The organism is Actinoallomurus rhizosphaericola, from assembly GCF_024055675.1.
Lineage (GTDB): Bacteria > Actinomycetota > Actinomycetes > Streptosporangiales > Streptosporangiaceae > Actinoallomurus > Actinoallomurus soli.
On sequence record NZ_JAMXMW010000023.1, the window covers coordinates 62,539 to 77,806 of the forward strand.

The window sequence follows — 15,268 nt, forward strand, 5'->3', positions numbered from 1 at the left end:
AACACACGCTGAGTAGCGATTCGATCGCTCTGCGCAGGGGGATGGTTGATCGCAAGCCTGATGAGAGGAACCGCCATGACCGCCTTGTTCGACCTGGACCGGCTGCTCAGTACCGACTCCGCCGGACCGGTCGCGCGGCGCCTGCCGCCCGCGGAGCTCGCCCGGCTGGCCACCGCCGTGCGCGAAGCCGCCGACGCCGAGCGCCTCGTGAAGACCGAGAACGGCCGGACCGCGCCGTACCCGATGCTGGCGAGCCTCGTGCAGCTCACCGCCGACGCGGAGCGGCACCTCGCCCGGCACGTGCCGCTGGTCGTGTCTGCGTGGCGGAAGGTGCTGCTCGCGCACCGCACGGACGCGCGCGTGCGGGACTTCCTCGCCGTGCCCGCCGCGCTCCGCGAGTGGGTGGACGCCGCGCCGATCGGGGACTACCGCGTGGACTTCTGCCGCTTCGACCTGGTCGGCGGCGACGTGGAGACCGCGCGGGTGGTGGAGTTCAACGCGAACTGCCCCGGTGGCGTGCTGTTCACCAGCGCGTACGCGGCGCTGTGGCGGGACGTGCCGGCGGTACGGGAGGTGCTGGAGGAGTGGGGCGTGGCCCGCACCCGGCTCGACGACCGCCATTGGTTCCCGGAGTTCCTGCGCACCGCCGTCGGACCGGAGTGCGCCGACGGGCCCTTCGGCATCTTTCACAAGACCGGCGGCAACGTCCTCGAACTGGACAAGATGACCGACCTGCTCGCCGAGACCGGGCACAGCGCGGTCTGCGTCGACCCGGGCTCGGAGGACTGGCTCGCCCGCGACCTGCGCGCGGGCTACCTCAAGTACGGCGTGCAGCCGGTGCTGGCCGACATCGCGCGCTGGCCCGCGTTCCTCGACCGGATCTCGTCGGGCAAGCTCCGAATCGCCAACCCGCTGGCGGGCCGCTGGATCGGCGACAACAAACTGTGCCTCGCGCTGCTGTCCGACCCGCGCTTCGCCGGAATGTTCACGGCCGCCGAGCGGGAGGCGATCGAGCGACTGATCCCGTACAGCCGGAAGGTCGGCGACGGCGTCGAACCCGCCGACCTGCTCGCCGACCGCGCCGGGTGGGTCGTGAAGGGTCCGTATGACACGCGTGGCAACAGCGTCTACGTGGGCTCCGAGCAGGACGAGGACCGGTGGCGGGCCGTCGTGCGCCGGGCCGCCGAGGACGGCTGGCTGGCGCAGCGTGCGGTGCCGGCGTACCGGCGGGACTGGCAGGGCACACCGTGCTACCAGGACCTGTCGATCGTGCTGCTCGACGGCGCGTGGGCCGGGTACACGTCCCGGATCAGCGAGTCCCTGCGCGTCAACGTCGCGCAGGGCGGCGGGCGGCAGGTCGTCTTCGGCCACCGTGACACCGACTGGGGCACCGGTGAGCGACCGCCGATCGCGTGACGCGCGCGCCCGTCTCCGGCGCGAACGCGAGGACGCGTCGTCCGTACGCGGCTGCGCCGGCTCGTGGGGGGGTACGCGCGTGACCAGGACACAGGCGAAGCGGCAGTCGCTGTGGTGGCACCGGGACTTCCTCCTGCTGTGGGGCGGCCAGACGGTCAGTGACGTCGGCTCGGCGGTCACGGTCTTGGCGTTGCCGCTGATCGCGGTGTCCGTGCTCGGCGCGTCGACGTTCGAGGTCGGCGTGCTATCGGCGTCGGGCACGGTGGCGTACCTGCTCGTGGCCCTGCCCGCGGGCGCGCTCGTGGACCGGACCGTCAAGCACCGCCTGATGATCTGGAGCAACGCGGGTCGCGCGGTGGTGCTCGCCGGGCTGCCCTTCGCGGCGATCCTCGGCCATCTGAGTATGGCGCAGCTCTACGTGACCGCGCTGGTCGCGGGCATCCTGACGGCCGTATTCGAGATCGCCTACCAGAGCTACCTACCGATCCTGTTACGGCGAGATCAGCTCGTCGAAGGCAACGGCAAGATCGGCATCACGAACTCGCTGTCAGAGGTCATCGGCCCGAGCCTCGCGGGCGGCCTGGTGTCACTGCTGGGCTCGGCGGCGTATGCGGTGACAGCCGACTGCCTGTCATTCGGGGTCAGCATCGTGTCACTGATGTCGATCCGCGCCCCGGACCCGCCGCCGCGCGCCGGCGGGTCACGCAAGACGGTCCGCAAGCAGATCGCGGAGGGCCTCCGCTACGTGGCGCGGCACAGCGTCTTGCGGCGCGTGGTCGCCTGCGCCACCATGTCGAGCCTGTTCAACATGACGCTGATGACCGTACTGGTGGTGTTCCTCGCACGCACGCTGCACGCGCACGCCGGGACCATCGGCCTCGTACTCGGCCTCGGCAGCGCCGGCGGTGTCGTCGGCGCCGTCACCGTCGGGCCGCTTTCGCAGCTGATCGGCTCCGCGAGGATGTTCTGGGCGGGCAAGCTGTTCCTCGGCGGCTTCGCGCTGCTGATCCCGTTCGCCGGCCCCCGCTGGGGCATGGTGCTCGTGTCGGCCGGACTGTGCGCGACGACCGCCGGCGTCGTGATGTTCAACGTCTCCCAGGTCAGCTACCGGCAGGCCGTATGCCCTCCGGAACTGCTCGGGCGCATGAACGCCACCATGCGCTGGGCGATCCGGGGCGCCAAGCCGATCGGCGGCCTGCTCGGCGGCGTGCTCGGTGACTGGATCGGCCTGCGAGAGACGCTGTTCATGGCAGCACTCGGCTCATGGCTGGCGGTGCTGTTCATCGTGCTCTCCCCGATCCGTCACCTACGCGACATCCCGGTGCACGAGGCGTACGCGGAGAAGGCACCGGAACCCGCGGCGCCATGAAGTCCGGCGCGATGCGGGTGCCGGATCTCGCCAACGCGCGGCCACGGGACTGTCGGTGGGGGTCGGTACGTTCGGCGGCATGTTCCGACAGGGAGACCTTCTCATCGTGCCCGTGCCCGACGAGGCCGTTCCCGCCGAGGCGCAGGCGCTGCCGCCGGCGGAGCGCGACGGTCGCGGGCGGCTGGTTCTCGCGCTCGGCGAGGTGACCGGGCACGCGCATGCGATCGTCGCGCCCGGCGCGCTGCTGCGCGACCCCGACCCGATGCGCCCCGACTATCTGCACCTGCCGTCCGGGGGCCGGCTCGTCCACGAGGAGCATGCGGCGATCGCGCTGCCCAAGGGCTGGTTCCGGGTCGTCCGCCAGCGCGAGTACATACCCGGCGCCGTGCGGCCCGTCGCCGACTGAGCACGTCAGGAAGGTTTCCATGAACACACTGATGACGCAGGACTGGCGGTCGGTGGCCTTCGCCACCGGTCCGGCCGATCGGGAGCGCGCCGAGGCGGGCATCCGCGCGGCGTACGCCGCGGCCGGGCTGACCGGTCCGGAGCGCTTCGTCTGGGCGCCGTCGCCCGCCTTCGGCGCGGTCGCGGCCGTGCTGCTGGACGATCCGGGGCATGCGGAGAGATTGCGGCAGGGCGGGCTGGGCGATCAGGTGGATCGGGTCGGTGCCGCATTGGGCACCGCGGATGCCGGGCGTTCGGTGCGTGACGCCGTGCGCACCCGGCCGTGGGAGGCGGCACGGACCGCGGCCCGTGCCGGGCTGAGCGCGCAGGAGTGGTCGGCGGCGTGGGCGCGCACCGGCGGTGACCTCTGGCGGCAGGTCGACGGGCTGGTCGTCCGGATCCGCCGGGGACTCGGCGAGCTGGCAGCCGGCGAGGCCGAGGCGCTGCTGCGGGAGGCGACCCTCGACGCGGTGCTCGGGCAGCATGACGCGCCGTGGCTGGCGCTGTTCGACGCGGTCGGCGGGCTGGCGGATCTGACGGGGCTGGCCGAGACGGCGCAGGCAGCCGGCTGGTGGTGGCCGTACGAAGGGCTCGCGATCGTATGCGACCGTCCGTCGGAGCTCCATCGCGACGAGCCGGGCCGGCTGCACCGGGGCGACGGTCCCGCGCTGAGCTATCCGGACGGTTTCGCGCTGCACGCCTGGCGCGGCATGCCGATCCCCGCCGACTTCATCGGCACCCTCACGGGGCTGACGGCGGAGCGGATCGCGGCGGAGGAGAACGCCGAGCTGCGCCGGGTGATGCTGGAGAACTTCGGGTACGACCGCTACCTCGCGGAGACCGGCGCGCGGCCGGTCCACCGCGACGAGACCGGTGTGCTCTGGCGGATCGACCTGCCCGGCGACGAGCCCGTCGCCATGGTGGAGGTCGTCAACTCGACCCCGGAGCCGGACGGCACGAGCCGTACGTACTACCTGCGGGTTCCGCCGGGCACCCGCACCGCGCGGGAGGGCGTGGCCTGGACGTTCGGCCTCACCGAGCAGGACTACCAGCCGGTCAGGCAGACGTGAGCGGCGCCGCACCCGTGCGGTGCGGCGCCCACCACGGGCCGGCCGGGATCCGCTCGAGGACACCGCCGGCGAAGACGTCGTCCAGGCCGAGCGGCTCGAGGTGGACGTAGCCGATGTGGCAGTCGCAGACCGCGAGTGGGCAGGGCCGGGGACGCAACGCGGCACGGAACGAGCCGTCGTAGAGGTTGCCGAGGACCTCCGGGACGAAGTGGCAGCGGCGCACCATCCCGTCGCCGTCGACGGAGATGACGCTGTCCCCGGTCCGGCAGGGCAGGCCACGGCTGGCGTGCGGGTGCCGGCTGTAGCCGAACAGCGGGTCGATGGCGGTCCACTCGGCGGCCTCGGCGTCGGAGTAGGCATGTCCCTCGGCGGCGTTGACCCACAGGTAGGTCTCCGCCGGCAGGTCGGCCCGGAGCCGGCGGGCGTGCGGTAGGTGGTCGGGCAGCCCGACGACGCCCACGCTGTGCCGTACGCCTCGCTCGGTGAGTTCGCGGCATCTGCCGAGGAAGCGCTCGTACCGCACCTGCCCGGGATGGTACGTCGCCCACAGCGCGAGCGTGGACGGGTCCGCGTCGGCGGTCCAGTCCAGGCGGGCGCTGAGATTGGTCTGGATGGCGACGCGCTCCACGTGCGGCAGGTGGCTGAGCCCGGTCAGTGCCCGGCGGTACCAGGACCGGACGAGTCCCTCGCCCCAGGGCGTGAACAGGACCGAGACGCCGTGGGACTGCGCCGCCACCCAGGCGGTGAAGCGTTCGAGGGCGGCGCGGTCGGCGCGCAGCTGTTCCGGCGTGTCGCGCCGCTTGGCGAACGGGCAGTACGGGCAGTCGTAGTCGCAGCTGGCGAGGGGGCCGCGGTACAGGATCGTCAGGTGGTCCATCAGCGCGCCTCGTAGGTGTCCATGAGCGTCCGCACCCTCGGTGAGAACAGCGCCGGGCCGATCGCGTCGGAGTAGGCCAGGCCGTCCGGGGTGAGCCGGATGACGTCGGTCCGGTCGTCGAGCCGGCCCCGGTCCGCCAGGGCCGTCAGTTCGGCGGCGAAGTCGGCGGCCGGGTCCGTGCCGAACCGCCGCCGGTAGTCCGCCCGCCGCAGACCGGACGCCTGCAGCAGGGACTGGAGGAGGTGACGGCGGCGCCGCTCGTCGTCGTCCAGCGCGAAGCCGACGCGCGCGTCTCCGAACTCGCGGGCCCGTACGTACTCGTCGATGATGCCGCGCACGGCGCTCGTCCCGACGGCGTACTCGAAGGAGTAGTGCAGACCCGTCGTGTAGGACCGGGCGCCGCAGCCCAGGCCGACCATGCCGTCGGTCTGGCAGCAGTACGTGGTGCCGCCGTCACTCGTGCCGGCGGACGGCCGCCGGAACATGCGCATCGACACCTGCTCATAGCCGAGCCCGAGCAGGTGGTCGCGGCCGACGCGGTAGAGCTCCAGCCGCTGGTCGTCCCAGCTCCTGCCCTGCCGGCCGAGTCCGGTGAGCGGACGGACGTACAGCGGGTAGAGGTACAGCTCCTCGGGCTCCCAGGACAGCGCCGTGTCGAGAGAGTAGAGCCAGGACTCGGGGGTCTGGCCGTCGATGCCGTAGATCAGGTCGATGTTGAGCGTGTCGAAGCCGGCGGCGCGGATGCGGTCCAGCGCGGACTCGACCTCGGCGCGCTTCTGCGGGCGTACGGCGGCGCGCGCCTCGGCGTCGACGAAGCTCTGCACTCCGATCGAGACGCGGGTGGCCCCGCGTTCGGCGAGGACCGTCAGCCGGTCGGCGGTCGCGGTCGCCGGTGACGTCTCGACGCTGAGCGGGATCCGCGTGAGATCCGCGAAGCGCCCGGCGAGGTCGCAGAGGCGTTCCAGCTCCGCCGCCGTCAGATAGGTGGGCGTGCCGCCGCCGAACGCGGCGGTGGCGAAGGACGCCTCGCCCAGAGCGTCGCGTACGGCGTCCGCCTGGCGTTCCAGCGCGTCCAGGTAGGCGGTCGTCAGCTCCTCGGGCGCGCCCGTACGGGTGAACAGGTTGCAGAAGCCGCAGCGCATCTCGCAGAACGGCACGTGCAGGTAGAGGAACAGCGCGTCGCGCCGCTCGTCCGCCCAGACGTCGGACAGCCGGGGACGCGGCGTGAGCGGCCGGTAAGCCGTCTTGTGCGGGTACGCGTAGACGTATCCCTGGTACGGGCGGGTCAGGTCCGGAGGCGCGGATGTGGTCGGCGAGGTCATGACAGCAGGAACTCCGCGTATGGCACGGTCCACACGATCTCATGGCCGAAACGGTGGCCCGTATGGCCGTCCTCGCCGTACGCGGTGCCGTGGTCGGAGCAGATGATGACGAGGCAGGGACGGCGCATCAGGCCGAAGAGGGCGCCGATGTGCCGGTCGACGTATTCGAGCGCCGCCGCGTGGGTGGCCCGCGAGTCCTGCCCACGCTCGGCGCCCGCCGCGTAGAACCAGTTCGGCTGGTGCAGCGCGGACACGTTGACCAGCATGAACAGCCGCCGGTCGGCCGGGAGGCCCGCGACCACGCGCTCGGCGCAGGCGACCTGGTGCTCCAGCGACCTCGGGTCGGTCACGCCGAACTCCGGCTCCCAGTGGCTCTCGGCGAACAGGCCGGGCAGGGCCGAGCCGAGCGGGCCGCGCTTGTTGAAGAACCCCACGCCGCCGATACAGACCGTGTGGTAGCCGACCTGGGCCAGCCCGGCCGGCAGGTCCGCGGCGTCGTACACCCACGTGCCGGGCTCCGTCGTCTCGCTGCCGGCGAAGCGAGCCGCGAAGAGCCGTGGATGCGGGCCGGGCCGGGCCGGGGTCGGCAGGAATCCCGCGAGGAAGGCCGCGTGCGCCGCGTAGGTGAAGCTGCCCGGCGTGTGCCGTCGCTCCCACCTGCCGTCCGGCAGCACCGCCGCCAGGGTGGGCGTTCGTCCGGCCGCCATCAGCTCCGCCGCGACGTCGTACCGCAACGTGTCGAGGGTGACCAGCAGCAGATCGTGGCTGCCCACGACGGCGTTCATGTCGCGCATGCCGGAGCCCTCGTGGTCAGGGCGGCGGCGACCTGGGCGGCGTAGGTGTCCAGGCCCTCGGCGGGGCCGCCCGGCAGGCCGGTCAGACCCGGCAGCAGGTCGCCGAACGCGTTGACCTCGGCCACCGCCGGACGCCGCCGGGCGGCGCCGATGAGCAGGTCGACGCCGACCATGAGGCTGCCGGGGAAGCATGCCGCCGCCTCCGCGCAGATCTCCATCGCCCGCCGCCAGCCGGACTCGCCGAGCAGCTCGCGCACCGCGCGCAGGTCCCCGCGTGCCCCGCCGAGGTGCAGGTTCGTCATCGGGTGGCGGCTGGTGCGGACGACCGCGTGCGTCGGGCTCCCCGCGACCACCACCACGCGCAGGTCGAACACGCGGCCGCCGATCGACGCCTTGGGCAGCCAGGCCTCGACGTGCAGTCCGTCCGGAGCCAGCGCGTCGACGAGCGCCGCGACCTCGCGCTCGCTCTCGTACGAGCGAACGCGCAGCGAGTTGTGGAACTCGCCGTGGGCGTCGCGGGCCGCGGAGGTGACCGCCTTGATCCGGCCGGGGGCCACCTGCAGGGCGACGATCCCGGAGGCGGACGATCCGTGCGCCGGCTTGACGAACACACGGCTCCGGCCGGCCTCCGCCATGCGGATGCGCAACTCGTCGTAACCGCGTACGGCCGGCAGCGCCGGCGGCACCGGCACGCCCGCCGCGGTGAGACGCGCGTGGCAGCGGCGCTTGTCGAACATCACCGCGATCTCGCCGGCGTCGCTCAGCATCCGCGCCTCGCCCGCGGCGGCCGTGATCCGCCGGAGTCCGGCGGTGAAGGCCGCGTACCATCGCGCGGACCCGGTGACGCGCGCCGGATCTCCCGGTCCGCGCAGCAACGCGGCGGTCCCCGCGTCCTCTCCGGGAGAGTCGATGCGCAGGAACGTGCCCGGCTCGACGTGGATCCGGCTTCCCCGCAGCACGTCGCGCCAGTCGATGACACGCGGCTCGGGCAGGCCCCGGCCGCGGCACGCGGCGGCGAACAGCGCCGCCCGCCGGCCGCCCGGAACGGCGACCACGGTGAAGGCCGCCTCCGGCGTCACTCGTCGACCGCCACGTAGCGCTCGTCGTCCTCGGCCTTCTCCTGCTCGCTCAGGTCGACCTCGACACCGGGAAGCGCGGCCCGGACCCGCTCGACCATCCGGTCGCTGAGGAAGTGATGGTGCAGGTCGAGCCGCTTCAGGTGGGTGAGCGGCTGACCGGACAACAATGCCTCCGCGCCCTCGTCCGTCAGGATGCCCATCGCCAGGCTCAGCGACTCCAGCCGGGCCACGACCGGCGCGCTCGCGACCGCCGCCGCGATCTCGTCCTGGATCTCGCTGTCCTCCAGCCCGAGACGCCGCAGCGCGGGCAGCCGCTCTCCGCTCAGGATGGGAGCGAGGTCGGCCACGTTGGCATTGCCGCCGTAGTTCTCCACGCCGAGCCAGAGGTCGAGGTGTTCGAGGTTCGGCAGGTCGCTGGCGGCCACCGCCCGCACCACGTCCGCGGGCAGGCCGCCCGACTCCATCCGCAGCACGGTCAGCGCCTCGCTCTTGATCGGGTCCATGGCGAGCCCGTTGCCGCCGCGGACCTCCAGACGCCGCAGGCCGGGGAACGCCGTGAACAGCGGCGTGATGTCGGACTGCTCGATCCAGGAGATCTCCGCCTCCTCCGCCTCGATGTCCCCGAGGAACAGCGCGCGCAGATTCGGCAGCCGGTCGGCCGCCTTGACCAGCAGATCCACCGGGTCGACCTCGCCAGAGTCGTACGAGGCGCCCCAGTAGCCGATGATCAGGCTGGTCACCTGGGCGGTGTCGACCTGCTCGAGGAAGCGCCCGAGCACCTCGTCGAACGAGGCCTCTTCGAACGCGGTGCCGATCCGCCAGGCGGCGGACGCCGCCGGCGGGAGCGGCTTCCCCGCTTCCTCGGCCAGGAGGAGATCGACGACCGGAAGGCCATCGAATTCCGAGAGATGGTCGTCTATGAACACAGCCGGAGACCTTTCCTCATGGATGACCCGACACATCTACCAGAGGGGAAAGACACTCGGCTGTCCGTTCGCGGGGAAACCGTTCGCCGCGATCCCGGGGCCAGGGTTCCTCCCGGGAACCGGTCACGTCGGTGACGGCCGAAAACGTGCCGTGCAACCTATTGCAACGATGCAGCACCGCAGGCTACCGTCTTGCAACGTTGCAGTAACGCGGTCGACCAGCCGCCGAAACCAACGTCTGCTTCGCCGGAGCGCGGAAATCCCGTCCCGGTCCGGCAGCGCGGGTCGCGAAAGGCCGCTGCGTTCTCAGGCAGCCGTATCACAGGCCCTTGAACACTCCACCGAGCTCCACGAAGTCCTGAGGTGACATGGGAATGACGCAGGGTTACGCAGGCGGCGGATTCCGTAGCGCGGGCAGGCGCCCACGACGGCTGATCGGTCTGGCGGCCACCGCGGTGGCGGCGGTTCTGCTGACCGCGTGCGGCAGCGGATCGGACACGCCGCCCCCGGGATCGTCCACCGGTCAGGCGGCAGGCGCCGGCTGCGCCGCGGGCGCCGTACCGCTGACCTTCTGGGGGTGGCCGGCCGGCTACGACCTCGCGGTCAAGCAATTCAACACGACGCATCCGGGCATCTGCGTGAAGCTGGAGAACGCCGGCGCCACGACCGCCGAGTACGTCAAGCTCAGCGACGCCCTCAAGGCGAAGAGCGGCACCCCCGACGTGGCCACGATCGAGTACTTCGAGGTGCCGTCCTTCGAGATCACGAACAGTCTCGTCGACCTGTCGAAGTACGGCGTCGGCGCGGCGAAGAAGGACGTGGCACCGGTGGCCTGGGCCCAGGTCACCCGAGGATCGGCGCTGTACGCGATGCCGGTCGATCTCGGCCCGATGGCCCTCTACTACAACTCCAAGGCGTTCAGCCGCCACGGCATCCCGGTGCCGGCGACCTGGACCGCGTTCGCCGCGGCGGCGGACAAGTTGCACGCCGCGGACCCGAAGGCGGCGATCACCAACTTCGACCCGGAGAGCACCCAGGACGTGCTCGCGTTGATGCAGCAGTACAACGCCTTCCCGTTCACCTACGCCGGTGGACAGAAGCTCGGCATCAACTTCACCGGACCGGCCCAGACGGCCTTCGCCGAGTACTGGCAGAAACTGATCGACAAGAAGGAGGTCACCACCGCCGCCGACTTCTCACCGGCGCAGTGGTCCAACCTCGACAGCGGCGTGAACGCGGCCCGTCTCAGCCCGGCCTGGGGACCGGTGGGGATGCAGCTCAACGTCAAGAAGACCATCGGTGATTGGCGCGCCGCCCCGCTGCCGCAGGTCACGGCCGGTCAGAACCTGTCCGGCAACTGGGGAGGCTCGGCACTCGCCGTGATCGCCGGGACCAAACACGCCAAGGAGGCGGCGCAGTTCGTCCAGTGGTTCGGCGCCTCGCAGGACTCGTGGAAGATCCTCAGCGGCAAGGTCGCCGGCGCGTTCCCCGGTTATCTCCCGCTGCTGAACTCCACCACGTTCCAGGACTCCACGCTGGAGATCTCCGGCGATTCCAAGCCGAACGCGGTCTTCGCCAAGGCCGCGCAGAACATGGTGAACCCGCAGTGGCCCCCGATCATGACCGCGGCGCTGACCCAGTGGACCTCCACCTTCGCGGGGGTCAGCAAGGGCACGGAGACGCTGCCGGAGGCTTTCAAGACCTACCAGCAGCAGATGGTCAAGTACGCGAAGGACCAGGGATTCACGGTCACCGAGGGCTGAGGATCACCAGTGAAAACCGCCCATCGCGCATCCGCTCTCCACGAACCGGCGAGTCCGGTGGTTCCGCCGCGCAGGACCCGGCCGGTCCGCGGCTCACGACGGAGCCAGTGGCCCGGTGCCGTGTTCATCACACCGCACATGCTTGCGCTCGCCCTGTTCATGATCGTCCCGACGGTCTACGCCGTCTACGACAGCCTCCACCGGACCCGGCTGATCGGCGGCACCACCTACTCCGGACTCGCCAATTACCGCACCGTACTGAGCTCATCGCAGTTCTGGGACGGCGTGGAGCGAGTGCTGCTGTTCGGAGTGATCCAGGTCCCGGTGACGATCGCCATCGCGTTCTTCTTCGCCGCGATCTTCGATGCCGGTGTCGTCAAGTTCGACAGGTTCTTCCGCACCGTGTTCTTCATGCCGTTCGCGGTGCCGGGGGTCGTCGCGGCGATGATGTGGTCGTTCCTGCTACTCCCCCACTTCGGCCCGTATCCCCAGCTCCTGAAGGCCGTCGGGCTGGGGGACGTCGACTTCTTCTCCTCCGGACTGATCACGCCAACGATCATTCTCATCGTGATCTGGGAATGGACGGGCTACAACATGACCATCCTCTACACGTCGTTGAAGGCGATCCCCCGGGAGATCACCGAGGCGGCCATCACCGACGGGGCGCGGCTCTCGACCATCATCCTGCGCCTGAAACTGCCGATGGTGCGCCCTGCGATCATCATGCTGCTGTTCCTCAACACGGTCGGGGCCCTTCAGCTGTTCACCGAGCCGTCCATCCTGGCCGCGTTCCAGCCCCAGGCGGTGTCCTTCGGCTTCACCCCCACCCTCTTCGTCTACAACACCGCGGTGGGCAGCGGGGACTACAACCTCGGTGCGGCGGCGGCGGTCATCCTCGCGCTGATCATCGGTGCCCTCTCACTCGCCGCCTTCGCGGTGCGCCGGCGCAACGGGGAGTTCCGGTGAGCCCGCGGCGGAACACGGAGACCGGAGCGACCGCCTCGAAGCGAGAACCGCGCCGGCGCCCCGGCGGAATCGCACCCCGCCTGTACGGCCTGCCCCGGGGGACCATCACGCTTCTGACGCTCATCAGCGCGGCTTTCGCGCTGTTCATCCTGGCGCCGCTGGTCTGGTTGCTGATCAACTCCACCAAGACGCAGGTGAACGTGTACGTGACGCCGGGATTCTGGTTCGCCCGGCCGTTCCGGCTGTTCCAGAACCTCGCCGACCTCGGCAGGAACGTCAGTGGCGCCGGGGTCTACCTGCGGTGGCTGGGCAACACCCTGCTCTACGCCGGAATCGCCGGCATCGGCTCGACGATCCTTTCGGCGATGGCCGGATACGGTTTCTCGCGTTACCGGTTCCGCGGCGCCAACAGCATCTTCTACCTGGTGATGTCGACCCTCCTGGTGCCGGTCAGCGCGATCTCCCTGCCGCTGTTCCTGGTGTACGCCAAGGTCGGCCTGGTGAATTCGATCTGGGGCATGATCCTGCCCAGCATGGTCTCGCCGGTGGGCATCTACCTGATGCGGACCTACATCGACGCGTCGGTCCCCCGTGACCTGCTCGATGCCGCTCGCCTCGACGGCGCGGGCGAGCTCCGCGTCTTCGTGCGCATCGCGCTGCCGCTGACCGTCCCCGGCCTGGTCACCGTCCTGCTGTTGACGGTCGTGACCGTCTGGAACAACTACTTCCTGCCGCTGGTCATCTTCAGCCGGAACAGCCTCTATCCGCTCACCGTCGGCTTGTCGGCCCTGTCCCAGGGGGCCGAGACAGGCACGAAGGCCAACATGGTCCCGGTGCTCATCACCGGTGGACTGGTCACGATCCTGCCGCTCATCGTGCTGTTCCTGCTGCTGGAGAGGTATTTCCGCGGTGGCGCACTGCAGGGAAGCATGACCGGCTGAGTCCCGCCCCACCCGAAGACCTGATTCAACGCTTCCACATCTTGGAGAAGAAATGTCGTTGGTCCGCCCGGAATATCCCCGTCCTCATTTCGACCGCTCGCATACGTGGCTGACCCTTAACGGATCGTGGGAATTCGCCACCGACCCGGCGGGGACGGCCACCCCCGAGGAGTTGTCGCATGAGGATCGTGCGTGGCCTGCGCGGATCACCGTGCCGTTCGCCTGGGAGACCGAGGCGTCGGGCCTGGGCGTCCACTGGCTGGAGTACGGGTGGTACCGCAGGACGATCACGGTTCCGGAGGAGTGGAGCGGTCAGCGGGTCGTCCTGCACTTCGGCGCCGTGCACCACTCGGCCGTCGTATGGGTGAACGGCACGCGGGTCGGTGAGCACGAGGGCGGCTATACGCCTTTCGAGTTCGACATCACCGACACGCTGGACGGTCTGTCCGCCACCGTGCTGGTCCGGGTGTGGGCGCCCGTGGACAAGCGGGAGATCGTCCATGGGAAGCAGCGCAGTATCCCGCGTGACGACTACGACTCGTGCGCCTTCACGCCCAGCAGCGGCATCTGGCAGTCGGTGTGGCTGGAGGCACGCCCGGCGACGTACGTCTCGGCACTCGCGCTCGCTCCGTCGGACGCCCTCGATGGGATCGTGGCGAGCGTCACGGCGGCGGGCCCGTCGCTGAGCGGCGCCCGGCTCACCCTGTCCGTCGACGGGGGGCGACCGGTGACGACCGAACTCGACGACGGTACGGCGCGGGTGCACCTGCCGATCCGGGATCCCCGCCTGTGGAGCCCGGCCGATCCCCATCTCTACACGGTCGCCGTGACGCTCGAATCCCCGGACGGCACCGATCGCGTCGCGTCGCAGACCGGCCTTCGGCGGGTGACGGTCGACGGCGAGCACATCCTGCTCAACGACGAGCGCCTGTACGTGAGAGGCGTCCTCGACCAGGGCTACTGGCCCCGTACCGGTCTGACGGCCCCGGACGACCAGGCGTTCGTCACCGACCTCGAACTCGCCCGGGAGGCCGGCTTCAACCTGGTCCGCAAGCACCTGAAGCTGGAGGACCCGCGCTTCCTGCATCACGCCGATCGCCTCGGCATGCTGGTGTGGGCCGAGCCCGCCAGCACCGGCGTCTTCACACCGGCGGCCGTGGCCAGGTTCGAGGCGCAGATCGAGCCGATGGTCCGCCGTGACGGGAACCACCCCAGCGTCGTCATCTGGGGCCTGTACAACGAGGAATGGGGCCTGGACTGGGACGTCCCTGGCGACCCGGACAAGCAGGCGGCGGTCCGCCGCGCGTACGAGTCGCTGAAGAGCCTGGACTCCTCACGTCCCGTGGTGGACAACTCCGGCTGGTCGCATGTCGCCACCGACCTCGTGGACTGGCACATCTACGACGAGACGCCGGCAGGCTGGGCGGCCAAGGTCCACGCGCTGCTGACGGAACGCAAGCCCGCCTTCCCGGTCGGGCTCGGGCCCGAGATGACCGTGGACAAGCTGCTGATGGCCGACGGCGGCCCGTCCTCCGGACGGCCCAATCTCAACAGCGAGTTCGGCGGTGGGTGGACCAGCGTCAACCGCGGCTGGAACCTGCGCTGGCAGACCCTGGAACTGCGCCGGCACGACGACCTGTCCGGCTACGTGTGGACCGAGCTGTACGACATCGAACACGAGATGGCGGGCATCTACGCCTTCGACCGGAGCCGGAAGGACGGCGGCGGGAACGCTCCAGACCTCGTCAACGCCGAGACCGTGCTCCTCGTCGACATCGACCCGCAGGCACCGGGGCGTGACCTGGTGGTCGGCGACGACCGGACGGTGGACGTCGGTGTCCGGATATCCCACCACGGGTCCTCGGCGATCGAGGCGGTGGTCGTGCCCGTCTGGGGCGCGGTGCTCGGCGACTGCGACGCTGCGGCCGCGTCGCGTGCCGTCGGCGCGATGTCCCCGGCCGACCCGGTCAAGGTGCACCCTTTCCTGCTCAGTGCGCCTTTCCGGGTCGTCGACCGATTGCCCGACGGCGTACGGGCGGCTCGGCTGCACCTTCTGATCGTGTCGGCGGGCGAGGTCGTCGGGCGTTCCTTCGTCGATGTCGGTATCGACGCCGCTCTGGACGCCGCGGCCCGAGCCGCCACGTGATCCGGGAAACGGGATTCCGCCGAATCCCGCGTTAGCGGAGATCAGGGCCGTCCGCCGACCGCCGGGTCCCGGCGGACGGCCCCGGATTCCGCAATTCCCGGGACGGCGCCTATGCACCGTGGCAATAGGCTGGCGTCCAATGTTCTTAGGTTCAC

General features: G+C 70.7%; 13 protein-coding genes. 8 read left to right on the forward strand and 5 right to left on the reverse strand.

Annotation, left to right across the window (positions count from 1 at the left end):
• The first annotated feature begins 75 nt into the window (after positions 1–75).
• From NE234_RS37225 to NE234_RS37240, 4 genes are all read left to right on the forward strand, one after another.
• On the forward strand, positions 76–1,416 hold the full coding sequence (locus NE234_RS37225) for a hypothetical protein (protein WP_252785660.1): 1,341 nt from the start codon (positions 76–78) through the stop codon (positions 1,414–1,416).
• Positions 1,417–1,495: 79 nt separating this feature from the next.
• Positions 1,496–2,785 (forward strand): MFS transporter, encoded by a 1,290-nt coding sequence (locus NE234_RS37230; protein WP_252785661.1) that lies wholly within the window; start codon positions 1,496–1,498, stop codon positions 2,783–2,785.
• A gap of 79 nt (positions 2,786–2,864) precedes the next feature.
• Entirely contained in the window at positions 2,865–3,191 is a 327-nt protein-coding gene (locus NE234_RS37235) for a hypothetical protein (protein WP_252785662.1), read from the forward strand.
• Between the two features lie 19 nt (positions 3,192–3,210).
• Positions 3,211–4,299 (forward strand): DUF6745 domain-containing protein, encoded by a 1,089-nt coding sequence (locus NE234_RS37240; RefSeq protein ID WP_252785663.1) that lies wholly within the window; start codon positions 3,211–3,213, stop codon positions 4,297–4,299.
• On the opposite strand, the gene NE234_RS37245 is transcribed toward NE234_RS37240, so the two are convergent.
• The 5 genes from NE234_RS37245 to NE234_RS37265 are packed head-to-tail and all read right to left on the reverse strand — an operon-like array spanning position 4,286 to position 9,297.
• Entirely contained in the window at positions 4,286–5,176 is an 891-nt protein-coding gene (locus NE234_RS37245; protein WP_252785664.1) for an STM4011 family radical SAM protein, read from the reverse strand. The genes NE234_RS37240 and NE234_RS37245 overlap by 14 nt on opposite strands.
• Positions 5,176–6,498, reverse strand: a complete 1,323-nt coding sequence (locus NE234_RS37250; RefSeq protein WP_252785665.1) for an STM4012 family radical SAM protein — start codon at positions 6,496–6,498, stop codon at positions 5,176–5,178. Before NE234_RS37250 ends, NE234_RS37245 begins: the two co-directional genes overlap by 1 nt.
• A complete protein-coding gene (locus NE234_RS37255) occupies positions 6,495–7,292 on the reverse strand; it encodes an STM4013/SEN3800 family hydrolase (protein WP_252785666.1) in 798 nt (265 codons plus the stop codon). Before NE234_RS37255 ends, NE234_RS37250 begins: the two co-directional genes overlap by 4 nt.
• The gene (locus NE234_RS37260; RefSeq protein ID WP_252785667.1) at positions 7,280–8,371 is read right to left on the reverse strand and encodes an STM4014 family protein; all 1,092 of its coding nucleotides are present in this window, start codon (positions 8,369–8,371) and stop codon (positions 7,280–7,282) included. Before NE234_RS37260 ends, NE234_RS37255 begins: the two co-directional genes overlap by 13 nt.
• Positions 8,368–9,297: an STM4015 family protein gene (locus tag NE234_RS37265; RefSeq protein WP_252785668.1), complete on the reverse strand. Its 930-nt coding sequence runs from the start codon at positions 9,295–9,297 to the stop codon at positions 8,368–8,370. The genes NE234_RS37260 and NE234_RS37265 overlap by 4 nt, the downstream gene beginning before the upstream one ends.
• 374 nt (positions 9,298–9,671) lie before the next feature.
• On the opposite strand from NE234_RS37265, the gene NE234_RS37270 reads away from it, so the two are divergent.
• The 4 genes from NE234_RS37270 to NE234_RS37285 all read left to right on the forward strand — a co-directional run bounded on the left by NE234_RS37270 (position 9,672) and on the right by NE234_RS37285 (position 15,113).
• Positions 9,672–11,060 (forward strand): type 2 periplasmic-binding domain-containing protein, encoded by a 1,389-nt coding sequence (locus NE234_RS37270; RefSeq protein ID WP_252785669.1) that lies wholly within the window; start codon positions 9,672–9,674, stop codon positions 11,058–11,060.
• 138 nt (positions 11,061–11,198) lie between these two features.
• Complete coding sequence (locus tag NE234_RS37275) at positions 11,199–12,026, forward strand: carbohydrate ABC transporter permease (protein ID WP_252785670.1); 828 nt, start codon at positions 11,199–11,201, stop codon at positions 12,024–12,026.
• A complete protein-coding gene (locus tag NE234_RS45645; RefSeq protein ID WP_252785671.1) occupies positions 12,023–12,967 on the forward strand; it encodes a carbohydrate ABC transporter permease in 945 nt (314 codons plus the stop codon). The genes NE234_RS37275 and NE234_RS45645 overlap by 4 nt, the downstream gene beginning before the upstream one ends.
• 52 nt (positions 12,968–13,019) lie before the next feature.
• Positions 13,020–15,113 carry a glycoside hydrolase family 2 protein gene (locus NE234_RS37285; RefSeq protein ID WP_252785672.1) on the forward strand — a complete coding sequence of 698 codons (2,094 nt, stop codon included), beginning with the start codon at positions 13,020–13,022 and terminating at the stop codon, positions 15,111–15,113.
• The last annotated feature ends 155 nt before the right edge of the window (positions 15,114–15,268 follow it).